Below are 22,492 nucleotides of genomic sequence, written 5' to 3' on the forward strand. Positions count from 1 at the left end.
GGGGCGCAGCCAACTCATCTTCAAGAAGATGGAGTGCCAGCAGGATGCGCCAACGCAGGGAGTGATCTTCTCGCCGCGCGACGAAGCTATCCCACCAAAAGATGCCCCATAGCCGGATCTGCTATCACAACCAGCGGGCTCCCGTCGCGAACGTTGTCGGCGAGGTGGATGACATCCTGATTGATCATCCGGATGCATCCTGATGAAACGGCCTGGCCGATGGTCCAGAATTCCGGGTTTCCGTGGATGCGATAGATCGTGTCCCGGTTTCCTTCATGAATGTAGAGGGCGCGTGCTCCAAGTGGATTTTTCAGCCCCGGGTCCATGCCGCCATTGGCGATTGAGTAGGGCTCTAACTCGGGTTGGCGCGCAACCATTTCATCGGGAGGTGTCCAGCGCGGCCATTCCCGCTTGTATGCGATATGACGCCCTCGACCAGCCCACGAAAAACCGTCCCTGCCGACACCCACACCGTATCGGGTTGCGCGGCCGTGAGGCTGAACGTGGTAGAGGTAACGGTTTGGCGTATCGACGATGACGATTCCGGCTCGTTCATCGGTTGGATAGTCGACTTCCGTCCGCCACCATTTCGGATCGACCTTGGAAACGTCGACTTCCGGGATCGGGAAGCGCTCGTTCGGCAGTGCGTAGTACATCGGGGGCGTCGGCGGCGGAGGAGGCATCGAGACCGGCTGCGCGACTTGCGGTGTTTGCCTCGTGGAAACGCATCCGGCGAGAGTCATTGCGCTGGCGCCAATGAGGAAAGCGCGTCGCGCGATTGCGGGTGTCGGTAGCTTGCTCACGTTTCATACGCTCTCTGCTTTGCGATCAATCAGGCCGCACAGCACGATGCCCATCTTAAGAGCAGCTTAAGGTAAGCGCGGCCGAAGATAGCGAAGCGGCGGGGACTTCAGGCGCCGGCCTGCGGCTCAAGTGATCCGGCCGAACAGGTTTTCGATTGGGTGGGGGCACTTTGTTGGAAACGCGGGCTTGCGTCGCAGGCGAGGAGCACTTTTCCGCCCTTAAGCGGGCCTTAAGGAACGCCCGCTTTGCCGCCGGTCCTGTGAAGGAGACGAGGATGCGGACGCGACTTTTAAGAAACAACGCCGTAGCGTCCGCGGAAGGTGTTGGATGCGGCATCGATGCTGATGCTCGACGCAAGAATGACCAATGGACCCGCCGCGAGCTTCTGCTCGGGGGCCTGGTGGTGCCGGTAGGATTGTTGGCGACTCCCAGCGGGATGGCCGCCGCCAATCCGGCTGCAATGGTCACGGACGTCGCTTCCTACCGGGAGAGACTGGAGCAGATCGCACGAACACATAGCTTCGCGCTCATCGACATCCGTGCGGATTGGTGCGCGGTGTGCCACCGCATTGAGCGGGAAATCCTCGCCCACCCTGCTGTGCTGCAACACCTTGAGGCTGTCCCTCTCGTCAAGGTGGACGTCACGGCGATGGACGAGGGAAACCGCCAGCTCCTCTCCCACCTTCGAGCGAGCGGCCCGCCGACATTCTTCGTCGTGGATGCAGCCACCGGACAGGAATACAACGGCACCCGTTCGGTCGGACCGTTCAGCAGGCGCGATCTCATGCGGCGGTTGCGGCCGTTCACCCGATAGTCCGGAGTCAGGATAAACTGCCGTCGCATCTTCGGCTCAATGCGGTCCTTAAGACTGTCTTAAGCTCGGGAGAGTGCGCTCGCTTCAATATCCATGATCTGGAGCTTTGAGACCATGCACGATCGGCGCCTCTGCACACGTAGACCTCATCCTTTCGCTATGGGTAGGCCGCCGTTCCGCGGTGCATTGAGTCGGCGGACCTTGCTCTCGGGCCTGGCGGCGCTCGCTGCCGCCGGCTTTGCCATGCCCGTGCGTGCCGACGACATGTCAGCCGAGATGATCCTGAACGACCCGGAGGCGCCGGTCGGCGGCAACCCGAACGGCGACCTGACGATCGTCTCGTTCTTTGACTATAACTGTCCTTTCTGCAAGCGCACCGTCGAGCCGCTGAATACGGTGCTGGAATCGGACGGCAATGTGCGTCACGTCTACAAGGACTGGCCGATCCTCGCGCAGTCTTCGGTCTATGGCGCAAAGCTGGCGTTGGCGGCCGGGTATCAGAACCGCTACGAGGAAGCCTATCTGGCGTTGATGGGTATCGAAGGGTCGCGGGTGCCAGAAGAGCAGATGCGACAGGCATTGGAAGGTGCCGGCTTCGACACGGCGGGTCTCGAGACCGAAGCCAACCGCCGCGACGCCGAGATCACCGCCTTGCTTCAGCGCAATAACGCGCAGGCCGAGGGGCTCGGTCTGCGTGGCACGCCCGTGTTTCTGATCGGTCGGTTTCTCGTCGCCTCCGCCCTCGACGAGGACGGCTTCCGCCAGGTTGTCGCAGACGCTCGCGAAGCGTCTTGATGCATCCCGATCGCGATCATCCGAGTAATTTCATGTCCTCAATGCCCATACTCCGCCTCCTTGCTGGCCTGTTCTTCGTCTTCCTGTCGCTGCCCGCCGCGGCGCAACAGGAGGATCTCCTGCAAGCCGAGGAAGCCTTCCGTTTCTCGGTTGAGCGGAATGCGGATCAGCAGATCCAACTCCGGTGGGAAATCGAGGAAGGCTATTACCTCTATCGCGATCATCTGGAAGCGAAGGATGCCGCGACCGGCGAGCCGATCCCGCTGTCGACTGGACCGGGCGTCGTGGAGACAGAGGATGCCAACTTCGGTCCTTCGGAGGTCTATTATCTTGAAGCGGTGGCACGTCTCGGCACTGAAGCGCCCGGGCAGGTCGCAGTCACCTATCAGGGCTGCAAGAAGGATTCGATCTGCTATCCGCCGCTGACCCTGACGGTCAACACGGCAAACCTTCAGGTTTCCGAACCCGTTGTCGGCTTTGGCATAGGTCCAACTCCGGCCGCCCCTGCCGGAGGGACGGGAAACGGCGGCTTCAGCCTGGCTGAGGACACGCAGGACGGCGGCATGGTCGGCTCGCTTCTCGCCAGCGGCGGTGCGATCTGGGTGATCGTGAGTTTCCTCGCCTTCGGGCTGTTGCTCGCCTTCACGCCCTGCGTGCTGCCCATGTATCCGATCCTGAGCGCGACCCTGGCGCGCGAGGGCGAGGCATTGACGGCCCGGCGCGGCTTCATCCTGTCTTTGGCCTATGTGCTGGCAATGGCCGCAGCGTTTGGCCTGCTTGGCGTGGTTGCCGCGTGGTCCGGCCAAAACCTCCAGATGGTGCTGCAATCGCCCTACGCCATTGGCGCCGTCGCAGCGCTGTTCGTCGTGCTGGCGACGGCGATGTTCGGCCTGTTCGAACTGCAACTGCCGACCACCTGGGTCAGCCGGATGGCAGGGGTACAGGCCGGCACGCGCGGCTCGGTGGGCGGAGCCGCCGGAATGGGCTTCCTTTCCGCGCTGATCGTCGGTCCCTGCGTCACCGCGCCGCTCGCCGCGGCACTTCTCTATATCGCACATACGGGCGATGCCTGGATCGGCGCGAGTGCGCTGTTTGCCCTCGGGCTCGGCCAAGGCATTCCGCTGATCGCCTTTGGCACGATGGGGAGCCGCGCTCTGCCGCGTGCGGGGGCGTGGATGGTGCAGGTCAAATACGCGTTCGGCTTCGTCTTTCTCGGCGCGGCGATCTGGATGGTCTCCCGAATCCTGCCGCCGCAAGTGACGCTGGCGCTTTGGGCGGGCCTCCTCTTGATTGTTGCGGTCTTCATCGGCGTCGCTGATCGGCTCCTGGCCGATGCGGGTGCCTGGCCACGTTTCCGCAAAGCCGCCGGACTTGGGGTTTCCCTCGGCGGCGTCATCCTGGCGATCGGGGCGGCGTCGGGCGGGACCGACCCGCTACGTCCGCTCGCCCACTTCGTCATGACCGGTTCGGGCCAGCAGATCGCCCAGTCCGAGATGACATTCATCGAGGCAAACTCGACGCCGCAGGTCGAGCAAGCGATTGCCTCTGCCAACGGACGTCCGACATTGGTCTATTTCACGGCCGACTGGTGCGTCATCTGCAAGACGATCGAACGCGACGTCTTTTCGAGCACGGAAATCGTTGCCGCACTGAACGACTTCCAGCGTGTCAAGGTGGATCTGACCGGACTGGATGAGGCCAGTCAGGGTCTGATGCGCGATCTTGCTGTGGTCGGCCCACCGACCATGATCTTCTTCAACCGAAATGCCTCGGAGGCAAACGGCTCCCGCCTCATCGGCGATGTGACAACCGATACGTTGCTGACATCGGTCTCTCAGGCGAGGCAGTGAGATGAACGCAGTCGCCATCGGGCCTTTCGTCTTCGCACCCGACCGCTTCGCCGCGATCCTCGCCATCGCCGCCTTTCTCCTGCTGAGCGAGATCCTCGCCCGCAAGGTCGATCAGCGCTTTTCGTCCTGGGCCTGGGGCGCGACCGTCGCTTTCGTGGTCGGCGCGCGCGTCGGGCACGTCATCCAGCACGCGAGCAGTTTCCTCGCCGAGCCGCTGCGCGTATTCTACATGTGGCAGGGCGGCTTCATGATCGAAGCCGGCATTGCGCTGGCGTTCGCCTACACGTTCTTTCGCTTCCGGCGCGAATTGCGGCTCACATTGTGGACGGCCCTGCCGAGCGCCGCTGCGGCCTATGTCGCGTTCTTCGTACTGCAGCTCAGCGCCGGCGTGCCGGCGACACCGCTGCCGACCGGAGACATCTACCGCACGCTGGCCGGAGAACGGTTCAATCCAAGTGAACTCGAAGGTCAACCTGTGGTCATCAACCTGTGGGCGACGTGGTGCCCGCCCTGCCGCCGTGAAATGCCGATGATGGCGGACGTTGCCGCAAATACGGACGCTGCCGAACTTGTCTTCGTCAACCAAGGTGAAGGCCAGGAGATCATTCAGCGCTACCTCACAGCCGAGAATCTTGAGCTTGAGCATGTGGTGCTCGACGGACTCGGTGAGTTCGGTCGTCATTACGAGGTACCGGGCCTGCCGGCTACGTTGTTCCTCAAGAGCGACGGGACGCTGCAATCGGTACACATGGGCGAGATCTCAAGAGAAGCCCTCGTGAGCGGCATTCAAGGTCTCGAATAGCCGCCGCAGGTCCGGCACGGCTGGCTTTTGCTGACGACCGTGACGAAGCTGCGACCATCCTCATGATGTTTTGTCATGCAATCCTCATTGAGCCTGCCATTCTCGGACGCTATTGGGCAAGGCAACAGGTCTTAGGGCCTTTGATCGAGACGAGCCTTAATTGTCTCCATCTGCTCGATCTCGCTGCGCTGGGCTGCGATGATTTCTTCGCAAAGCGTCAGCAATTCAGCATCGCGCAGGTCTGCTTCCCGGCACATGAGGATCGCGCCCGAGTGGTGCGGGATCATCGAATCGATGAACTGCCCGTCACCGATCAGGGTTTGGCTTCGTGTGGCTGCGAATGAGGCGATCGTCAAGACGAGGAAGACGGCGTAGAGGGTGATATTGAGCCCTTTTCGCGGAAACATGCCGGGCATCGTTGCCAGCATGAAGATGCCCATCGGCGCCCACATGGTCACGGCCATGTAGAACATGTTGAGATTGTTTCGGAAATCTTGAAATCCGTCGATCATCGAGAACATGACGACGTACATGACGATCAGGCCGAGCGCCATGTTGATCCAGAACATCAGGTAGGGACGTCCTTCGCCGTGATCGGCGTGTTCGTGCTTGCCATTATGGGACGATTGGGTCATCTCGTGGCTCCTTGGTTTTCGCTTAATGTCCGAGACCGATGCCCATGGGCTTGAGTAGCATCCAGATCGCCATTCCGACCATCATCAGGTTCTCCGTCAGCGAGACGAAGCCGAGCGGAACGTTGCTGTCACCGCCAACGCAGGCGCATTTGAGTTCGCGCTTGTCGATATAGACCGCCTTGAAGACCGATACGGCTCCGACAGTGCCGATGAAGAGGGCAACGGGGATCGACAGCCACATCAGCGCGCCGGCCATCATCAGGATGCCCGCCAGCGCTTCGGCGAACGGATAGACGTAGGAGTAGCGCACCCAGCGCTGGGCGAACAGATCGTAGTTGAGGAACATGGTAGCGAAGCTTTCCACGTCCTTGAGCTTCTGCAGGGCGAGCAGACACATGGCGATGGCAATGAACCATTCTGCCGCCGCAACGGTCGCAAGGGTACCGAACGCGGCCCAACTCGTCGCTAGCGCCATCAACGCAGCCATCGCGAACAACGCGATCACCGGCGTATAGGTGGTGGCGTCCTTGTCCTTTACCTCCTTGCCGAAGAAGGCGAGAAGATCGTCGTAGCCGCCGATGCGATTGCCGCCGATAAAGGTCTGCGGTGTGGTGTCGACGCCGTGCGTTTTCTTGAAAGCATCGATCTCGGCGCGCGACGTCAGCTCATGATCGTTGACCTCGTAGCCCTGCCGTTTCAGGAGGTCGAGCGATTTGAGACCGTAGGGACAGGTATGTTCGTGGGTCACCATCCTGTGCAGGTCGGCGCGTTTTGCGGTGGAAGTGGCCATGTCGTCAGTCCTTCGATTTCAGAGTTTTGCTTTTGCGAACACCTCGACCAACTCGCTGAATTTGCGGCGTTGCGCGTCCGCATCACCTGCCGCTATCGCTTCCTCGACACAGCAAGCGGCGTGGGTCTTGAGGATTTCGGTCTCGACCTTGGCCAGCGCCGCCTTGATGGCGTGGATCTGATGCAGGATATCGATGCAGTAACGGTCATCGGCCACCATCTGGCTGACCCCTCGCACCTGTCCTTCGATTCGCTTGAGCCTCGCGCGGAGGGCTTTGTTGTCCTTCTGGCACATGGCCGTAAAATACCCCGTATGGGTATATTTAAGGTTCGAGAGCCATCTTGGTTCCCTCCGATCAAAAAATCTCGCCGGCGCTTTCTGTCTGCTTTGCACCATTGTCGCGATCATCAGTGGGGTTGACCTTCCAATGGTTGGAACCCTCATCTTGGAGGGCCAAACGAAGGAGATGGACATGAAGATCAGAGCCGAGAATCTGATCGCCGCAGTTGGAGAGCTTCGGGTCGGGTTGCTTGCGGTCAGGGATCTGGCCGATACGCTGTTATCCCTGGTCGAGGCCCGCGGACGCATCACCATTTTCGAAACAGGGTTCCAGACGTGGTTCAGCGTCCACGCGAGCCGTTTGCCTTGACCGAAGGCGCACCGATGGGGCGCTTGTCGCCTTCGCGGTGGCAACCGTCCTCGTGCTGATGACCGGCAAAGGAAAAGGGCGGAATTGATCCGCCCTTCACCGTCTCATTGGCTGCGCTTGGCCAGCCATTCCTGCATCTGCGCGATTTCCGCCTCCTGGGCGGAGATGACCTCCTCAGCAAGTGCTCGCACCTCGGGGTCTGATCCGTGTTCGAGAACGACACGAGCCATGTCGATGGCGCCCTGGTGATGGGGGATCATGCCGCGCATGAAATCCTCATCCGCATCGCCCGTAAACTCGATCGCCATATCGGCATGCATCTTGTCGTTGACTTGCTGGTAGGCGCGAATGACAGGGTTATCCGAAGGCGCGGTGGCGCCGTGTCCGGCATGTTCGCCGTGATTCATGGTCGCTCCTTGGCCTTGCTCGTCCATCTGAGACTGTGCGTAGGCGAGTCCGCCAGCAATGACGAACGCGCCGGCAATGAAGATCGGGGTGAGCTTGTTCATGACACAGCTCCTGGTCAGTTTACAGTTGCAGGATAGCCGGCTTCTTCGAGAACCTGCTGAATAGCCCCCGCACTAGCAGTCGTCTCAACCTTGACCGCCCGCGCCTCCGGATTCGTCTCCACCCTGGCGGTGGGGTCGACTGACTGGATCGCCTTGGTGACGGATTTTGCGCAGCCACCGCAGGTCATGTTCTCGATTCTGAGTTCCATGAGAATTCTCCTTGTTTGGTCTCACGTTGCCAAATGTGGGGCTTCCAACCATGGGAAGGTCAATGGCGATTTTTCTCTGTTTGTCCTCTTGACCTTCCCATGGTTGGAAATCCCATCTTCTGTCCGAACTGGAATTTCGGGACAAAAAAGGAGGCGGCTATGAATGCCCCCGTTCGAGCAACAGACCTGTCTGGAACGATATCACTCCCCATTGAGGGGATGACCTATGCATCCTGCGTAGGTCGTGTCGAAAGAGCCCTCAAGGCCGTGCCTGGCGTCGCCGATGCGGTCGTCAATCTGGCGACCGAAAAGGCGAGCATCACCACGAACGCTGCGGTCGATCCTGCCACTCTCGTCAAGGCCGTGGAGGATGTAGGCTATGAGGTTGCGGCAAGCTTCTCCGCGCCGACGGCAGCCTCGCTTGAAGTGGCGATCGAGGGCATGACCTGCGCATCCTGCGTGGGACGCGTCGAAAAGGCGCTCAAGGCCGTACCCGGCGTCACTAATGCCGTCGTCAACCTCGCGACCGAGAAGGCCACGATCCAGGGCAGCGCCGATGCGGCGGCTTTGGTGGCTGCCATCGAGGGCGCGGGATACGACGCCAGGGTGATCGCCACGGCGGCAGGAACCAGCCAGGGCGAGACGGATGATCGTACCGAAAAGAAGGAAGCGGAACGTCGTGAACTGACCCGCGATTTCACCATCGCGGCGGTGCTGACGGTGCCTGTCTTCATCCTGGAGATGGGCTCACACGTCATTCCGGGCATGCATGACCTGATCGCTTCAACCATCGGCATGCAGACGAACTGGTATATCCAGTTCGTGTTGACGACCATCGTCCTGTTCGTTCCGGGTATCCGCTTTTACGACAAGGGGCTGCCCGCCCTGTGGCGGCTCGCCCCCGACATGAACTCGCTGGTCGCGGTCGGCACGCTCGCCGCCTATGGCTATTCGCTGGTCGCGACCTTCGCGCCCGGTTTCCTGCCTGCCGGAACGGTGAACGTCTATTTCGAGGCTGCCGCCGTCATCGTGACGCTGATCCTGCTCGGCCGTTTGCTGGAGGCTCGTGCCAAGGGACGCACCTCCGAGGCGATCAAGCGTCTCGTCGGCCTTCAGGCCAAGATGGCGCGCGTGCGCAGGGACGGCAAGACGATCGAACTGCCGATCGACGCCGTGCTGTCGGGAGACATCGTCGAGGTTCGTCCCGGCGATCGCATCCCGGTGGATGGCGAGGTCATCGAAGGCCAGAGCTATGTCGACGAATCGATGATCACGGGCGAACCGATCCCGGTGTCCAAAACGAATGGCAGCGAGGTCGTGGCCGGAACGGTGAACCAGAAGGGCGCCTTTGCCATCCGTGCGACGGCGGTCGGCGGCAACACGGTGCTGTCGCAGATCATCCGCATGGTCGAGGAAGCGCAAGGCTCAAAGCTACCGATCCAGGCGCTGGTCGACAAGGTCACGATGTATTTTGTGCCGGCGGTGTTTGCGGTAGCGATCCTCACCTTCGCCGCATGGATGTGGTTCGGCCCGTCGCCCGCGCTGACCTTCGCTCTGGTCAATGCCGTCGCCGTCCTGATCATCGCCTGCCCCTGCGCCATGGGTCTGGCGACGCCGACCTCGATCATGGTGGGCACGGGCCGCGGTGCGGAACTGGGCGTGCTCTTCCGCAAGGGCGAAGCGTTGCAGCTGCTCAAGGACGCCAGGGTCGTCGCCGTCGACAAGACGGGCACACTGACCGAAGGCAAGCCTGCGCTCACCGATCTGGAACTGGCCATCGGATTCAACCGGGCAAATGTCCTCGGTTTGGTTGCGGCCGTCGAAGCGAAGTCGGAGCATCCGATCGCCCGTGCGATCGTGGATGCGGCCGCCGGGGAGGACATCCCGCTGCCGGCCGTGTCGGACTTCGAGTCGGTGACGGGTTTCGGCGTCAAGGCCATGGTCGGCGGCAGCCAAGTCGAGATTGGCGCTGACCGCTACATGGCAGACCTCGGCCACGACGTAGCTGCCTTCGCCAAGATTGCCGAACGTCTCGGCAATGAGGGCAAGTCACCGCTCTATGCCGCCATCGACGGCAAGCTCGCGGCGATTATCGCCGTGGCCGATCCGATCAAGGAGACGACGCCCGCAGCGATCAAGGCGCTGCACGATCTCGGCCTCAAGGTCGCGATGATCACCGGCGACAATGCCCGCACGGCAAAAGCCATCGCGGCTCGGCTGGGGATCGACGAGGTGGTGGCGGAAGTGCTGCCGGACGGCAAGGTCGACGCTGTACGCCGCCTCAAAGCCCAGCATGGCAAGGTCGCTTTCGTCGGCGATGGCATCAACGACGCTCCGGCGCTGGCCGAAGCGGATGTGGGCCTTGCCATCGGCACGGGTACGGACATTGCCATCGAGGCAGCCGACGTGGTGCTGATGTCGGGCAGCCTGCAAGGCGTGCCGAACGCGATCGCACTGTCCAAGGCGACGATCGGCAACATCCGGCAGAACCTGTTCTGGGCCTTTGCCTACAACACGGCTCTGATCCCCGTTGCCGCCGGTCTGCTCTATCCGGCCTACGGCATCCTGCTGTCGCCGGTCTTTGCCGCCGGCGCGATGGCCCTGTCGAGCGTCTTCGTCCTCGGCAACGCGCTGAGGCTCAAGACCTTCCGCGCGCCCGCGCAGGCGGAAAGCGGCGCAGTCCGGCCCCGTCAGCCTGAACTTGCGCCTGCGGAATGAGAAACAGGCGAGCCTGCTTCGGCAGGCTCGCCACATGTAAAGGAATGAAGCGATGACCAATACGGGAACTCCGTCAGTGGTGCTGTATACCACGCCAACCTGCCCCGATTGCCATGCCGTCAAGCGATGGCTTGCTGACCAGGGTGTCCCATTCGAAGAGCGTGACCTGTCAGATCCGCAGATCGCCGAAGAGGCGAAAGCGCGGACCGGCGTGCGCGTTGCCCCGATCACGATTGTCAACGAACAGGTCTTCTATGGCACCTTTGCTGACCAGAAACCTCGTCTGGCGGAAGCCCTGTCATCGGGCGCCGCCTGAGGGAGATTGTCATGGGAAGACAAATCGAAATTCGGCAGGCGGGGCGCATCATCGACGTGCCGGATGGCCGAACCATTCTGGAGAGAGCGCTAGAAGAAGGGATCGCATATCCTCATGGATGCCGTTCGGGCCGCTGCGGCTCGTGCAAGTCCCGACTGGTCAGCGGCGAGGTCGATCTTCTGCCGCACACGCGCTTTGCCCTGACGGACGATGAGCGGTCTCAGGGACTGATCCTTGCATGCCGCGCGCAGCCGCTCACGGATTGCACGGTCGCATGGCTCGATGAGGAGGAAGAACAGCTTGATCTTCCCGTCCGCACCTATCGCACGCGGGTTGTCGCGATCGATGACGCAACCCACGACATCCGGCAAATCAGGCTGGAGGTCGAAACGGGAGAGGCCGTCGCGTTCAAGGCGGGCCAGTATGCGCAGGTGACGTTCGATGGCGTTCCGGCGCGCGACTATTCGATGGCGAACCAGCCGGGTCGAGACCATCTCGAATTCCACATCAGGCATGTGCCCGGTGGAGCGACGAGCGAACACGTCGCCAGGTCACTCAAGGTCGGCGACGAGGTTTCGGTTCGCGGGCCGCTCGGCAGTTCGTTTCTGCGCGAACAGCATACGGGTCCAATTCTGGCGGTCGCCGGCGGATCGGGACTGGCGCCGATCAAGTCGATTGTCGAAACGGCGCTGGCAAGCGGCCTGCGGCAGCCGATCCATCTCTATTTCGGGGCACGGACGGAACGTGATCTCTATCTCGTCGATCATTTCAGTCTTCTGGCGAGCACCTACGACAACCTCACCTTCATGCCCGTGCTTTCGGAGGTGAGCCGATCCGATCACTTCCGAACCGGCCTGGTAACGGATGCGATCGTGAGTGACGTGCAGGACCTCAATGGCTGGAAGGCATATATGGCCGGACCGCCTGCCATGATCGATGCTTCCGGCATCATGCTTCGCGAACTGGGCTTGCGCGGCGAGGACATACATGCGGACGTGTTTTTTACGCCCGAAGAAGCGCCTACATAAGTCGAAGAAAGGAACCAGCGATGAACATCGGTAAAGCAGCGGCGGCATCAGGCGTCTCGGCGAAGATGATCCGCTACTACGAATCGATCGGATTGATCGCGGAAGCGTCGCGGACGGATAGCGGATACCGGGATTACTCCGATAAGGACGTGCATACGTTGCGTTTTATCAGGCGTGCGCGCGATCTCGGTTTCTCGGTCGAGAAAATGACGGAACTGCTTGCGCTCTGGCGAGACCGAGACCGGGCGAGCGCGGACGTCAAGCGCGTGGCGCTCGAGCATGTCGAAGAACTTGAACGGAAGGCGCGTGAACTCAGGGAGATGAGCATGACGCTCAAGCACCTTGCCGAGAACTGCCGGGGCAATGCCCGGCCGGACTGCCCGATCATCGATGAGTTGGCGACGACTGATGACCCTGAGACCAGCCCCACACACACCCGCGATCGTTCCGGCGCGACAGGGAACAGGTTCGAGCACACGAGGCCCGTCGTGTCGGCGAAGGCGGAAAGAAGCGGTCACGGTGCCAGGGAGCAATAGCCATGACGCTTGCCGGCGAAATCCTGCACCTGTTCAAACGGGCATGTTCGGACGGCGACATGGAAGTTGCCGAGAAGCTATTGCAGGCTCTTGAACTGATTGATGCGCGAGGGCTCGGCGTCGCAGCTTCGCACAAGCCGTTGTCTCAAGCTTATCTGGCTATCGGAGAACTTCCTGTGCCTCCGAAAAAATGTCAGCGGCATCACTAGGACATCATCCGTTCAATGAGGCCCAAGGATGGATGAGCCGGAAACGGGACGGGTCAATGCCGACTTCGCAGGTCAACAACTGCCCGCGTAGGCGGGACTCCGAAACTCAGCGGCGGCGGGAGACCTCCTCCTGATATCCGCGCTCTCGTTCCGGCCAGGTACTCTTAATAAAAGCGAGGACAGCCCGGATCTCGCCGTCGCTCAGGGCATCGGCAAAACCAGGCATGTCGCTCTCATAGCTCCCTCCGACGATGGCCGCTGTACCCTCCTTGACGATGCGGAACAGCATCTCATCGGCATGGTGCCAGGTGTGGCCGCTCTCGTCGTGCGGCGGTGCGGGCAGCCGACCGGAGGGAGGCGGCGAGCGCCAGTCCGGCTGCCCTTCGAGATTCGCACCGTGGCAAGACGCGCATTGATCCGCATAGACTTGTCGGCCCTGCTCGACGACCTCCGCTGATGCCGCAGCGATGGATTCGGAACGGGCGTAATGCCACCCAGCCAATGTCGCCACGATCGCACCTGCGAGGAGCGACCCTGCCCAGAATGTATTTAGGAGCTTCTTTCGCATGGCACGCATGTTCAGTAACGAGGAATTGCAACGCACGAGATGGCAAGGAGGATTTGCCAGTGGTGCGACACCATTTGCAATAGACATTCCGGTGAGTAGTACCTATCGTTCCAGTATGTTTGCGCGCGTTGTCTCCATGCTTGCCATAATCGGCGTCGCCGTCATGACGATGGCATTCTCCGCGCACGCGGCACGAATGAGCATACCGCCGGAACAGGCTGTGCATGTGGGCGAGATTACAAACTCTGCAGCCGGCATTGAGCCTGCATGCACCAGCAAACACTGCGGATCGGCAGACATGGATGCGGGAACCTGTGAACTGGTTTGTGCAGGTTTTTCAATCTTTCTCGTATCACCGAGCGGTGGTTCTGGAAACCAATACACGTCAACCGCCTATGTTCTGCCGCCTGATGCCAGCATTCCCGGTCGGGCGCTCGGACTGAACGAACGCCCTCCGAAGATCCGTCTCCTCTGATCGCGCCCGGGCATTCGGCCCGCGGCCTTCCGACAGCTTTGAGGAACGGGACTGCGGTCCCGAGGAGACGACCATGAATACCCTTTCACGACGCGGCTTTCTCGCCGCTGGCGCGGCCATGCTGGCCTACGCTCAGGTGCCCCGGATGGCGGCAGCGCAGGACGCCACGCCGCTATCGCTTCGCGCCGCCAGCCGCACGCTCGACATCGACGGACGCGCCGCCACTGTCTGGGGCCTTGCCGGGCCATCCGGACAGGGCCTGACACTCGATCCCGGCATGCCGTTCCGGGTGGATCTAACGAACGAACTCGACACCGCCACACTGATCCACTGGCACGGCCAGATCCCGCCCAATGCGCAGGATGGCGTGCCCGACATGCCCTTGCCGATGCTCGCCCCCGGCGAGACTCGCGCCTATGACTTCGCACCGCTGCCCGGCACCTATTGGATGCACGCGCATGTTCCGCTGCACGAGATGCGCCTTCTGGCCGCGCCCCTGATCGTGCGCAGCGCCGAGGATGTCGCCGCTGACCGGCAGGAGGTGGTACTGTTTCTGCATGATTTCTCATTCAAGGCACCCGAAGAGGTGATGGCGGAGATCAAGTCCGGCCATGGTGCCACGGGCAATCACGGAAGCGGCACAGGCACAGGCACGGGCGGAATGTCAGGTATGAACCACGGCGCGATGGGAAACATGCCGATGACTGGCATGGATCACGGCGCCAAGGGCGGCATGATGGGAATGGGGACCATGGACGGCATGACGATGGACCTCAACGACTACGACTGGGACGCCTATCTTGCCAATGATCGTACGCTCTCGGACCCGGAAGTGGTGCAGGTCGAGCGCGGCGGGCGTATCCGCCTGCGGGTCATCAACGCCGCTGCGGCGACGGTGTTCTGGCTCGACACCGGCGAAGCGCAGGCCCGGCTCGTCGCGGTTGATGGCCATGCCGTTCAGCCGCTCTCCGGCACGAGGTTCGGTCTGGCCATGGGCCAACGGCTCGACCTTGAGATCGACCTGCCTTCGGAGGGCGGTGCCTGGCCGATCCTCGCGCTGCGAGAAGGCGCGCGGGAGCGCACCGGTCTGATCCTTGCCACTCCGGGCGCCGAGATACGGCACATTGATGCTTTGGCAGAGACCGAAGCACCGGCCTTTGACACCGACCTTGCGCAGGAGACGCGCCTGATCGCTTCCGAATCCTTGCCGGAGCGGCCGGTGGACCGCAGCCACATGGTGATGCTGGGCGGCTCGATGCAGCCCTATGTGTGGACGATCAACGGTGCCGTCTGGGGCCAGCATCGCCCGGTTACCGCGAGGCGCGGCGAACGGATCGTGCTGTCCTTCCACAATATGTCGATGATGGGTCACCCGATGCATCTCCACGGCCATGTGTTCCAGGTCGTCGGGCTGAATGGACGTGCGGTCACGGGCGCGCAGCGGGACACGGTGTATGTGCCGCCGATGTCGATGGTCGACGTGGCACTCGATGCCGGAGAAGCCGCGCGCTGGATGCTGCATTGCCATCACATGCCGCATCTTGAAACAGGCATGATGACCGAATTCGCGGTCAGCGCATAGGCAGCGTGCTGGCAGGAGGACGCCGGCACCGGCGTCCTCCTGTGCAACAAGGAGGTGAACCCTATGTCAATGTCTCACGGCGGTCATGCCGGCCACATGCCGGCGAGTGGTGATCGCAAAGCGCTCGTCATTTCGGGCTGGCTTACCGGCCTTTACTTCATCGTGGAACTCGGGATCGGCATCTGGACGGGCTCAGTCGCCGTCATGTCGGATGCCTTCCACACCTTCTCGGCCGTGGGCGGCGTGCTCATTGCGCTGGTCGCCATGCGTCTGGGTGAGCGAAAATCCAGCCCCTCGCGCACCTTCGGCTACATTCGGGCGGAGATCCTGGGGGCCCTCTTCAACGGCCTCTTCCTCGTCGCCATGGCTCTCTACGTGCTGTGGATGGGCGCGATGCGCCTCATGGAGCCCATCGAACTGGCCACGACGCCGATGTTGATCGCCGCAGCGGGCGGCATCGCCACCGAGCTTGTCGCGCTCTGGCTCATGTACGAGCGCCAGAAGGACAACCTGAATATGCGGGGTGCGTATTGGCACATCCTGCAGACCTTCGTCGGCAGCTTCCTCATCATCGTCTCGGCGCTGGTGATCCGATTCACGGGCTTTGTGGCCATCGATCCGCTGCTTGGCATGGCCTTCGGACTGCTGCTGCTCTGGGCTTCCTGGGGTATTATGCGCGAGGCATTGCACATCCTGCTGCAAGGCACGCCCGAAGACCTCGACTTGGAGGCCGCCATCGAGGCCATACGGCAGCTAGAGGGGGTTACCGACGTGCACCACGTCCATGCCTGGAGTCTGACATCCGGGCGCAATGTATTCTCAAGCCACGTCTGCGTTGGGGACTTTCAGGAAGGCGAACGGGTGCTGCGACAAGCAAGCAATCTCCTGCGCGAGCGTTTCAACATCTACTTCTCGACGTTGCAGATCGAGGAATACTGCCTCGACGGCGAGGACTCTGCGGCCGAGATTGACATCATGCAGTCTCAGACGGGGCAAGAACGGACCAGCATCGGAAAGATCCACGACAATCACTGATTGGCAGGAACCCCGGATTCCGATCACCTCTTGACCTTCCAACGGTTGGAAGGCGCAGAATAGGCGAAGAGCAAGCTTAGGATAAGACGCCGAGGAGGCGTGAAAATGGCCAGCAAGACCGAACACGATCACCAGAATCAGAGTCACGCTCATTCCGCCCAAGGTCATGCGCATGATCACGGGGCCGTCGCGCAGGACGACACGCACAAGGTCAAGGACCCGGTCTGCGGCATGATTGTCGATCCCCACACGGCCCAGCACAAGGCCGAGCATGCGGGCCGGCCCTATTATTTCTGCTCGGCCGGGTGCCGCGCGAAGTTCCTGGCCGAGCCCGAAAGCTATCTCGATCCGGCGGCGGCGGAGGTAGTACCGATTCTCGAGGGGACGGTCTATACCTGCCCGATGCATCCTGAGATCCGGCAGGACGGCCCCGGATCATGCCCGATCTGCGGCATGGCGCTGGAGCCGGTACTGGTCAGCCTTGAGGCCGAGCCCAATGTCGAACTGATCGACATGACACGCCGCTTCTGGATCGGCCTCGTTCTGGCGATCCCGGTGTTCATTCTCGAGATGGGCGGGCATCTGTTCGGGCTGACTCATGCCATCGGGCAGCAGGTCTCGAACTGGCTGCAACTGATCCTCGCAACGCCGGTCGTTCTCTGGGCGGGCTGGCCGTTCTTCCAGCGTGGCTGGCAGTCGCTCGTCAACCGCAGCCTCAACATGTTTACACTGATCGCCATGGGCACGGGAACGGCGTGGATATACAGCGTCGTCGCCACGCTGGCGCCGGGCATCTTCCCAGATGCATTCCGCCAGCATGACGGCTCGGTCGCGGTCTATTTCGAGGCGGCCGCGGTCATCACTGTGCTCGTGCTGCTCGGGCAGGTGTTGGAATTGCGGGCGCGCGAGAGCACCAGCGGCGCGATCCGGGCGCTGCTCGACCTCGCCCCCAAGACCGCCCGGATCATTCGTGACGACGGCACCGAGGAGGAGGTTCAACTCGACACCGTTCGGGTCGGCGACCGCCTGCGGGTGCGTCCCGGCGAGAAGGTGCCGGTCGATGGCGAAGTTCTGGAAGGACGCAGCGCCGTCGATGAATCGATGGTGACTGGCGAGTCGATGCCGGTCACCAAGGAGGTCGGCGCCACCGCCATCGGCGGCACCATGAACCAGTCCGGCGCGCTGGTGATCGAGGCGAAGAAGGTCGGCCGCGACACCATGCTGTCGCAGATCGTCCAGCTCGTCGCCGAGGCGCAGCGTAGTCGCGCGCCGATCCAGCGCCTCGCCGATCAGGTGTCGGGCTGGTTCGTGCCGGCGGTGATCGTGGTCGCAATCCTTGCCTTCATAACCTGGTCGATCTGGGGTCCGGAGCCGCGCTTCTCCTTCGGTCTGATCGCGGCGGTTTCCGTGCTGATCATCGCCTGTCCCTGTGCGCTCGGGCTGGCAACGCCGATGTCGATCATGGTCGGCGTCGGGCGTGGCGCACAGGCGGGCGTGCTGATCAAGAACGCCGAGGCGCTGGAGCATATGGAGAAGGTCGATACCATCATAGTCGACAAGACCGGTACGCTGACCGAGGGACGACCCGCCGTCACCGCAATCGTGCCGGCGCCGGGGTTCACCGAGGACGAGGCTTTGCGGCTTGCCGCCAGCGTGGAGCGGGCCAGCGAGCATCCGCTGGCGCTGGCCATCGTTCGCGCTGCCGAGGAGCGGGGGATCGTGACCGCACCGGTCGCGGATTTCGACTCGCCGACCGGCAAAGGCGCCTACGGCACGGTCGAAGGCAAGCGCATTCCCCTTGGAAATGCCAAGTTCCTGGCCGAGCAAGGCGTTGATGTCGCCCCACTGGCGGATGAGGCCGACCGGCTGCGCGAGGACGGGGCAACCGCGATCTTCATGGGAGTGGACAACCGCATCGCTGCCATCTTCGCCATCGCCGATCCGGTCAAGCCCTCGACGCCCGAGGCGCTTGCCGCGCTGAAGGCGCAGGGAATCCGCGTTGTCATGCTTACGGGTGATAACTGGACCACGGCCAAGGCGGTCGCCCGCCGGCTCGGCATCGACGAGGTCGAGGCCGAGGTCCTGCCCGACCAGAAAAGCGCGGTCGTGCAGCGTCACAAGGCGGCAGGCGAGGTGGTGGCGATGGCAGGCGACGGCGTGAACGACGCACCGGCGCTGGCGGCGGCCGATGTGGGCATCGCCATGGGCACCGGTACCGATGTGGCAATGGAAAGCGCAGGCGTCACATTGCTCAAGGGCGATCTCACGGGCATCGTCCGCGCGCGCCGGCTCTCGGAGGCTGTCATGCGCAACATCCGCCAGAACCTGTTCTTCGCCTTCATTTACAACGCGCTCGGCGTGCCGGTGGCGGCCGGGGTGCTCTACCCGTTCTTCGACATCCTGCTGTCGCCGATCATCGCGGCCGCCGCCATGGCGCTGTCGTCGGTGAGCGTCATCGCGAACGCCTCCCGGCTGCGGGTCACGAGATTGTAGGAGGCTGACGTGGGCGAAGGTCCTCCATCTGGAAAAATTGGTGACGATGGTGGCGCCAACAGCCCGGATACCGTCCCATCCTTGCGCTAAGTCAAAGTCTGCGGCGAAGGGGGCCGCTATGAGTATCTTTGCGACGGAAGGGCAGAACAGGCCATGATGCAATGTCATGATGTCGGGCGGGATGATGTGGGGCATCGTTCTTCTGGTGCTCGTGCTCCTTACCGCCGCCGCTTTGATCAAATACGTATTTTTCCGGTGATCCAGCTTTGACGAAGTTGCGGCCCAGATGGAGGAACTGAGATGCAAACCATCCATATGATCAGCAGGCGCTCCTTCCTCGCCAGCGCCACCGCGTTCCCCCTCCTGCTCTCAACGGCGGGAACGGTTCGCTCGGCAGGACTGCCTCTGGTGACCGTCACCAAGGATACGAATTGCGGGTGCTGCGGCGCATGGGTCGAGCATATCGAGGCGGCCGGCTTCCCGGTGAGCGTCGTGGAATCGAGCGAGGTCGAAAGCCTCAAGCAGCGGCTCGGCGTCCCGGCGGCGTTGTACTCCTGCCATACGGCCGAAGTGGACGGCTATGTCATCGAAGGACATGTGCCGGCCGCCGCGCTTCGCCGCCTCCTGGCCGCGCGCCCGCTCGCGACAGGGCTTGCGGTTCCCGGAATGCCCGCCGGCTCCCCCGGCATGGACTTTCCCGGCGTGGTCCCCGAGCCATACGAGGTGTTCCTGTTCGGCCCTTCCGTCCAGAAAACCTTCGGGCGTTTCCGCGGCGCGCGGGAGATCTGAGTGGAACGGTGCTCATGATCCATCCGGTCGCCATCAGTCCGATCCAGAACCGGGCCTGCGGGGCAGACCCTGCCTTTGTCAGGAGCTCTGGTTGCCTGGGCTCGGATACTGACGGCCGCAAGGATGTCATCTGGTGCGTGGCAACTCTCCATCCCGACCTCGACAAAGAAGCCAAGCCATGAGCAGGAGCTCGACTGCGGCTTTCGGATCGAAAGGCGACTGGCTCCGCCAGTTCCTGACAGGCCTGCTGCTGCTTGCGTTCAGCGCTTTTGTTTTCCTGGCAGCGGCGCATGCCAGCCCGGGCACACACGGCTCGTATCAGGATCAGACCGTTGCGGGTGCACAGCATGAGGCCCATTCGAATTACTCCGACGACCGAAGCAAGGCTGCGGACGAACGATGCTGTCACACTGAAACGGCGCCGGACCGCGATTGCGGCCAGCTCTGCACCATTGTTGCCCTGCTACCCGAGGCGCCGCCTGTGATGCCATCCTCGGACGGCGAGCCATTGCTCGGTTTCCAGGCCAGCGATCTGGGCCGAAATCCTTCAGTCCTCCTGACACCACCGCGTCTGACCGCCCCTGCGTAGTGAACGCATCGGCCGGGAGGTGTTCTTCTCGGCACTCAAGCAGCAAACAGTCAGACGAAGCCACGGTAGGCGCGCGTCCAGAAATTAGACGCGGCTCTCCGGTGCCAAAGGATGAACCATGACGTACCGAACAATAGTTGCCCTTTCTGCCAGTCTCTTGATGGGAGTCTCCGGCGCTGCTCTGGCGCAGCAGGCAGAGCATGACGCCCATCACCCTCAGACGCCGCAGGCCCAAGAGGAACGGGCCCCTGCCTCCATGTCCCCTTCAGGACAGATGCCTTCGATGCAGGACATGCCGAAGGAATGCCGGGCCATGATGGAGACCATGCCCCAAGCGTGCATGGACGCCATGCAGCAGATGATGCAGGGCGGCATGATGCACGGTGGGATGGCCGCTCCCCAAGGCGGAGAGTCGGCTCCAGCCGACGCCGATGTCGCCGACTTCACCAAGGCCTATGTCGATGCGATGGAGGAGATGCACGGTCCGATGATGGAGGGCGTCATGGCCGAGGACCCGGACGTCGCTTTCATCCGGGGCATGATCCCGCACCATCAGGGTGCGGTCGACATGGCGAAGATCGTGCAGCGATACGGAGATGACCCGCAGACAAGAGAGTGGGCGTCTCAGATCATTGAAGCACAGGAACGTGAGATCGCCGAAATGCAGGCGTGGCTGGACAGGAATGCCGGCCAGCAGCCTGCCGGCTTGGTCGAGACAGGCGGAACCGTGTACTCCGCCAACGAGGGCGACAATTCGATCAGCGCCATCGAACTCGGCACGGGTTCGGTCGAGACGGTGCAGATCGGAGTCTCACCGCACAATGTCGATCGGACACCGGACGGGAGGCTGTTGCTCGCCGTCGGGAGCGCTGCCTCCGATCACGCTCACGGATCGGATGACCAGGGACATGCCGATGCCGGCAACGGGCTTCTGGTGGTGCTCGATCCGCAGCAGCTGTCACAACCCGTCGGCACTGTAGAAGTCGGTGCGCATCCGGCGCATGTCGTCGCCGATCGTAGCGGCCGCGCCTATGTTTCGCTGTCCGGCGGGAACGAGATTGCGGTCGTTGATCTCGCAGCGGCTTCGGTGATCGAGCACATCACGACCGGAGCCTATCCGCACGGGCTGCGCCTCAACCCGGATGAGAGCGAGCTCTATGTGGCCAATGTCGAGGACGGCTCGGTCTCCGTCATCGACACGCAGGAGCTGACCGAGGTTGCGCGCATTCCGGTGGGCGCAGCGCCTGTTCAGGTCGGGTTCACGCCCTCGGGCGATCAGGTCTACGTCTCTCTTCGAGACGAGAACCGGGTGGCCGTCATCGACACCGCATCCCGCGAGGTGACGAACAGGATCGACGTCGGGCCGAACCCGATCCAGATGTTCGCCACCCCGGATGGAGCCTACGTCTATGTGGCCAATCAGGGCACCGAGGCGGAACCGAACGACACGGTCTCCGTGATCGAGATTGAGTCCGGAAACGTGATCGAGACGATCACCACCGGGAGCGGCGCCCACGGCGTCTCGGCATCGGCTGACGGGGCATTCGTGTTCGTAACGAACATTGCCGATGACAGCGTTTCGATCATCGACGTGGCGAGCCAGGAAGTGCTCAAGACCGTGCCGGTCGGCGATCGCCCGAACGGCATAGTCTACGCCGGATCGAACCAGTAAGCAGCGCGGCGCCGGAGCGAAACAGCTCTGGCGCCAGACTTGAGAATTGAGAATAGCTATTGGCGTCGATGAGCAGAGCCGGCGTGCATGACGAACTTCGAGGCAGCACGGCATTGGTTGCAGACATCGGAACTGATCTTGTCGCATATGCCGCCCTTTTCGTAAGCGCGTTCACGTCGGCGACCCTCCTACCAGGGTCGTCCGAGGCAGCGCTCCTGACTCTTCTAACAATGGGACAGGCCAACCTCGTCACCCTAGTGGGCGTCGCAACGGCAGGAAATGTGCTCGGCTCCTTGGTGAACTGGGCGCTGGGCAGGTTCCTCTCAGGGTTTCGAGACCATCGCTGGTTTCCGATTGACGACAGGTCATTTAGCCGTGCATCAGATTGGTACGGACGTTATGGCGTGTGGTCTCTACTCTTGTCCTGGCTGCCGATTATCGGCGATCCGCTGACAGTTGTGGCAGGAGCACTGCGAGTTGACCTTTCTCGTTTTCTCATATTCGTGTCGATCGGCAAAGCGGCACGCTATCTCTTTGTCGCCGGCGCATTTCTCTGGTGGAGCGGTTCTTGAGTGTACTTGCACGTCGAGTCGAGCTGTTGAGAATGGCGGAGACGAAGGGGCGC

Annotated in this window: 25 protein-coding genes; 18 read left to right on the forward strand and 7 right to left on the reverse strand. The window is 62.2% G+C overall.

Annotation, left to right across the window (positions count from 1 at the left end; translation table 11 throughout):
• Positions 1 to 86: 86 nt before the first annotated feature.
• A complete protein-coding gene (locus AC0CMF_RS17595; protein WP_109707754.1) occupies positions 87 to 743 on the reverse strand; it encodes a L,D-transpeptidase in 657 nt (218 codons plus the stop codon).
• Between the two features lie 335 nt (positions 744 to 1,078).
• Between AC0CMF_RS17595 and AC0CMF_RS17600 the strand changes: the two genes are divergently transcribed.
• The 4 genes from AC0CMF_RS17600 to AC0CMF_RS17615 all read left to right on the forward strand — a co-directional run bounded on the left by AC0CMF_RS17600 (position 1,079) and on the right by AC0CMF_RS17615 (position 5,065).
• Positions 1,079 to 1,618 (forward strand): thioredoxin family protein, encoded by a 540-nt coding sequence (locus AC0CMF_RS17600; protein ID WP_012092692.1) that lies wholly within the window; start codon positions 1,079 to 1,081, stop codon positions 1,616 to 1,618.
• Positions 1,619 to 1,804: 186 nt separating this feature from the next.
• On the forward strand, positions 1,805 to 2,413 hold the full coding sequence (locus AC0CMF_RS17605; protein ID WP_037092232.1) for a DsbA family protein: 609 nt from the start codon (positions 1,805 to 1,807) through the stop codon (positions 2,411 to 2,413).
• Positions 2,413 to 4,263: a protein-disulfide reductase DsbD gene (gene dsbD / locus AC0CMF_RS17610; protein WP_012092690.1), complete on the forward strand. Its 1,851-nt coding sequence runs from the start codon at positions 2,413 to 2,415 to the stop codon at positions 4,261 to 4,263. The genes AC0CMF_RS17605 and dsbD overlap by 1 nt, the downstream gene beginning before the upstream one ends.
• Before the next feature lies 1 nt (position 4,264).
• Entirely contained in the window at positions 4,265 to 5,065 is an 801-nt protein-coding gene (locus tag AC0CMF_RS17615) for a TlpA disulfide reductase family protein (protein ID WP_012092689.1), read from the forward strand.
• 131 nt (positions 5,066 to 5,196) lie between these two features.
• Here AC0CMF_RS17615 and AC0CMF_RS17620 read toward each other — a convergent pair whose 3' ends face one another.
• The 3 genes from AC0CMF_RS17620 to AC0CMF_RS17630 are packed head-to-tail and all read right to left on the reverse strand — an operon-like array spanning position 5,197 to position 6,784.
• Positions 5,197 to 5,700 (reverse strand): DUF305 domain-containing protein, encoded by a 504-nt coding sequence (locus tag AC0CMF_RS17620; protein WP_012092688.1) that lies wholly within the window; start codon positions 5,698 to 5,700, stop codon positions 5,197 to 5,199.
• A gap of 22 nt (positions 5,701 to 5,722) precedes the next feature.
• Positions 5,723 to 6,490, reverse strand: coding sequence for a glutaredoxin family protein (locus tag AC0CMF_RS17625; RefSeq protein WP_012092687.1), 768 nt, complete (start codon positions 6,488 to 6,490; stop codon positions 5,723 to 5,725).
• An 18-nt stretch (positions 6,491 to 6,508) separates the two neighbouring features.
• A complete protein-coding gene (locus AC0CMF_RS17630) occupies positions 6,509 to 6,784 on the reverse strand; it encodes a metal-sensitive transcriptional regulator (RefSeq protein WP_028034411.1) in 276 nt (91 codons plus the stop codon).
• Positions 6,785 to 6,962: 178 nt separating this feature from the next.
• Between AC0CMF_RS17630 and AC0CMF_RS17635 the strand changes: the two genes are divergently transcribed.
• A complete protein-coding gene (locus AC0CMF_RS17635; protein WP_156122387.1) occupies positions 6,963 to 7,139 on the forward strand; it encodes a hypothetical protein in 177 nt (58 codons plus the stop codon).
• Positions 7,140 to 7,243: 104 nt separating this feature from the next.
• Here the strand turns inward: AC0CMF_RS17635 and copM (AC0CMF_RS17640) are convergent, their stop codons facing one another.
• Positions 7,244 to 7,648 (reverse strand): CopM family metallochaperone, encoded by a 405-nt coding sequence (gene copM, locus AC0CMF_RS17640; protein WP_012092685.1) that lies wholly within the window; start codon positions 7,646 to 7,648, stop codon positions 7,244 to 7,246.
• 14 nt (positions 7,649 to 7,662) lie between these two features.
• Complete coding sequence (locus AC0CMF_RS17645; protein ID WP_012092684.1) at positions 7,663 to 7,857, reverse strand: heavy-metal-associated domain-containing protein; 195 nt, start codon at positions 7,855 to 7,857, stop codon at positions 7,663 to 7,665.
• Positions 7,858 to 8,016: 159 nt separating this feature from the next.
• Here AC0CMF_RS17645 and AC0CMF_RS17650 point away from each other — a divergent pair, with 159 nt between their 5' ends.
• The 5 genes from AC0CMF_RS17650 to AC0CMF_RS17670 are packed head-to-tail and all read left to right on the forward strand — an operon-like array spanning position 8,017 to position 12,664.
• On the forward strand, positions 8,017 to 10,575 hold the full coding sequence (locus tag AC0CMF_RS17650) for a heavy metal translocating P-type ATPase (protein WP_472482292.1): 2,559 nt from the start codon (positions 8,017 to 8,019) through the stop codon (positions 10,573 to 10,575).
• Positions 10,576 to 10,627: 52 nt separating this feature from the next.
• Entirely contained in the window at positions 10,628 to 10,891 is a 264-nt protein-coding gene (locus AC0CMF_RS17655) for a glutaredoxin family protein (protein ID WP_012092682.1), read from the forward strand.
• 11 nt (positions 10,892 to 10,902) lie between these two features.
• On the forward strand, positions 10,903 to 11,919 hold the full coding sequence (locus AC0CMF_RS17660; protein ID WP_012092681.1) for a 2Fe-2S iron-sulfur cluster-binding protein: 1,017 nt from the start codon (positions 10,903 to 10,905) through the stop codon (positions 11,917 to 11,919).
• Positions 11,920 to 11,939: 20 nt separating this feature from the next.
• Positions 11,940 to 12,455, forward strand: coding sequence for a Cu(I)-responsive transcriptional regulator (gene cueR / locus AC0CMF_RS17665; RefSeq protein ID WP_012092680.1), 516 nt, complete (start codon positions 11,940 to 11,942; stop codon positions 12,453 to 12,455).
• Between the two features lie 2 nt (positions 12,456 to 12,457).
• Complete coding sequence (locus AC0CMF_RS17670) at positions 12,458 to 12,664, forward strand: hypothetical protein (RefSeq protein ID WP_028034408.1); 207 nt, start codon at positions 12,458 to 12,460, stop codon at positions 12,662 to 12,664.
• A 106-nt stretch (positions 12,665 to 12,770) separates the two neighbouring features.
• On the opposite strand, the gene AC0CMF_RS17675 is transcribed toward AC0CMF_RS17670, so the two are convergent.
• Positions 12,771 to 13,232, reverse strand: coding sequence for a c-type cytochrome (locus AC0CMF_RS17675; protein ID WP_028034407.1), 462 nt, complete (start codon positions 13,230 to 13,232; stop codon positions 12,771 to 12,773).
• On the opposite strand from AC0CMF_RS17675, the gene AC0CMF_RS17680 reads away from it, so the two are divergent.
• The 8 genes from AC0CMF_RS17680 to AC0CMF_RS17715 all read left to right on the forward strand — a co-directional run bounded on the left by AC0CMF_RS17680 (position 13,231) and on the right by AC0CMF_RS17715 (position 22,439).
• A complete protein-coding gene (locus AC0CMF_RS17680) occupies positions 13,231 to 13,707 on the forward strand; it encodes a hypothetical protein (RefSeq protein ID WP_197057541.1) in 477 nt (158 codons plus the stop codon). The genes AC0CMF_RS17675 and AC0CMF_RS17680 overlap by 2 nt on opposite strands.
• Before the next feature lie 73 nt (positions 13,708 to 13,780).
• Positions 13,781 to 15,289: a multicopper oxidase family protein gene (locus tag AC0CMF_RS17685; RefSeq protein WP_012092678.1), complete on the forward strand. Its 1,509-nt coding sequence runs from the start codon at positions 13,781 to 13,783 to the stop codon at positions 15,287 to 15,289.
• 63 nt (positions 15,290 to 15,352) lie between these two features.
• Positions 15,353 to 16,324, forward strand: coding sequence for a cation diffusion facilitator family transporter (locus AC0CMF_RS17690; protein WP_012092677.1), 972 nt, complete (start codon positions 15,353 to 15,355; stop codon positions 16,322 to 16,324).
• Between the two features lie 105 nt (positions 16,325 to 16,429).
• A complete protein-coding gene (locus AC0CMF_RS17695; RefSeq protein ID WP_012092676.1) occupies positions 16,430 to 18,817 on the forward strand; it encodes a heavy metal translocating P-type ATPase in 2,388 nt (795 codons plus the stop codon).
• Between the two features lie 300 nt (positions 18,818 to 19,117).
• Positions 19,118 to 19,606 (forward strand): DUF411 domain-containing protein, encoded by a 489-nt coding sequence (locus tag AC0CMF_RS17700; protein WP_012092675.1) that lies wholly within the window; start codon positions 19,118 to 19,120, stop codon positions 19,604 to 19,606.
• A gap of 178 nt (positions 19,607 to 19,784) precedes the next feature.
• Positions 19,785 to 20,195, forward strand: a complete 411-nt coding sequence (locus tag AC0CMF_RS17705) for a hypothetical protein (RefSeq protein WP_028034404.1) — start codon at positions 19,785 to 19,787, stop codon at positions 20,193 to 20,195.
• Between the two features lie 283 nt (positions 20,196 to 20,478).
• Entirely contained in the window at positions 20,479 to 21,867 is a 1,389-nt protein-coding gene (copM, locus tag AC0CMF_RS17710) for a CopM family metallochaperone (protein WP_197465310.1), read from the forward strand.
• Positions 21,868 to 21,950: 83 nt separating this feature from the next.
• Positions 21,951 to 22,439, forward strand: a complete 489-nt coding sequence (locus AC0CMF_RS17715) for a YqaA family protein (RefSeq protein WP_231771508.1) — start codon at positions 21,951 to 21,953, stop codon at positions 22,437 to 22,439.
• Positions 22,440 to 22,492 lie beyond the last annotated feature (53 nt).

The organism is Pannonibacter sp. CBAS1226, assembly GCF_055685825.1.

What these genes read in the sequence shown, in the direction of transcription:
- AC0CMF_RS17595 (WP_109707754.1), bottom strand. Translation starts at nt 743, where the DNA reads ATGACTCTCGCCGGATGCGTTTCCACGAGGCAAACACCGCAAGTCGCG.
- AC0CMF_RS17600 (WP_012092692.1), top strand. Translation starts at nt 1,079, where the DNA reads ATGCGGACGCGACTTTTAAGAAACAACGCCGTAGCGTCCGCGGAAGGT.
- dsbD (WP_012092690.1), top strand. Translation starts at nt 2,413, where the DNA reads ATGCATCCCGATCGCGATCATCCGAGTAATTTCATGTCCTCAATGCCC.
- AC0CMF_RS17615 (WP_012092689.1), top strand. Translation starts at nt 4,265, where the DNA reads ATGAACGCAGTCGCCATCGGGCCTTTCGTCTTCGCACCCGACCGCTTC.
- AC0CMF_RS17620 (WP_012092688.1), bottom strand. Translation starts at nt 5,700, where the DNA reads ATGACCCAATCGTCCCATAATGGCAAGCACGAACACGCCGATCACGGC.
- AC0CMF_RS17625 (WP_012092687.1), bottom strand. Translation starts at nt 6,490, where the DNA reads ATGGCCACTTCCACCGCAAAACGCGCCGACCTGCACAGGATGGTGACC.
- AC0CMF_RS17630 (WP_028034411.1), bottom strand. Translation starts at nt 6,784, where the DNA reads ATGTGCCAGAAGGACAACAAAGCCCTCCGCGCGAGGCTCAAGCGAATC.
- AC0CMF_RS17635 (WP_156122387.1), top strand. Translation starts at nt 6,963, where the DNA reads ATGAAGATCAGAGCCGAGAATCTGATCGCCGCAGTTGGAGAGCTTCGG.
- copM (WP_012092685.1), bottom strand. Translation starts at nt 7,648, where the DNA reads ATGAACAAGCTCACCCCGATCTTCATTGCCGGCGCGTTCGTCATTGCT.
- AC0CMF_RS17645 (WP_012092684.1), bottom strand. Translation starts at nt 7,857, where the DNA reads ATGGAACTCAGAATCGAGAACATGACCTGCGGTGGCTGCGCAAAATCC.
- AC0CMF_RS17650 (WP_472482292.1), top strand. Translation starts at nt 8,017, where the DNA reads ATGAATGCCCCCGTTCGAGCAACAGACCTGTCTGGAACGATATCACTC.
- AC0CMF_RS17655 (WP_012092682.1), top strand. Translation starts at nt 10,628, where the DNA reads ATGACCAATACGGGAACTCCGTCAGTGGTGCTGTATACCACGCCAACC.
- AC0CMF_RS17660 (WP_012092681.1), top strand. Translation starts at nt 10,903, where the DNA reads ATGGGAAGACAAATCGAAATTCGGCAGGCGGGGCGCATCATCGACGTG.
- cueR (WP_012092680.1), top strand. Translation starts at nt 11,940, where the DNA reads ATGAACATCGGTAAAGCAGCGGCGGCATCAGGCGTCTCGGCGAAGATG.
- AC0CMF_RS17670 (WP_028034408.1), top strand. Translation starts at nt 12,458, where the DNA reads ATGACGCTTGCCGGCGAAATCCTGCACCTGTTCAAACGGGCATGTTCG.
- AC0CMF_RS17680 (WP_197057541.1), top strand. Translation starts at nt 13,231, where the DNA reads ATGGCACGCATGTTCAGTAACGAGGAATTGCAACGCACGAGATGGCAA.
- AC0CMF_RS17675 (WP_028034407.1), bottom strand. Translation starts at nt 13,232, where the DNA reads ATGCGAAAGAAGCTCCTAAATACATTCTGGGCAGGGTCGCTCCTCGCA.
- AC0CMF_RS17685 (WP_012092678.1), top strand. Translation starts at nt 13,781, where the DNA reads ATGAATACCCTTTCACGACGCGGCTTTCTCGCCGCTGGCGCGGCCATG.
- AC0CMF_RS17690 (WP_012092677.1), top strand. Translation starts at nt 15,353, where the DNA reads ATGTCAATGTCTCACGGCGGTCATGCCGGCCACATGCCGGCGAGTGGT.
- AC0CMF_RS17695 (WP_012092676.1), top strand. Translation starts at nt 16,430, where the DNA reads ATGGCCAGCAAGACCGAACACGATCACCAGAATCAGAGTCACGCTCAT.
- AC0CMF_RS17700 (WP_012092675.1), top strand. Translation starts at nt 19,118, where the DNA reads ATGCAAACCATCCATATGATCAGCAGGCGCTCCTTCCTCGCCAGCGCC.
- AC0CMF_RS17705 (WP_028034404.1), top strand. Translation starts at nt 19,785, where the DNA reads ATGAGCAGGAGCTCGACTGCGGCTTTCGGATCGAAAGGCGACTGGCTC.
- copM (WP_197465310.1), top strand. Translation starts at nt 20,479, where the DNA reads ATGCAGGACATGCCGAAGGAATGCCGGGCCATGATGGAGACCATGCCC.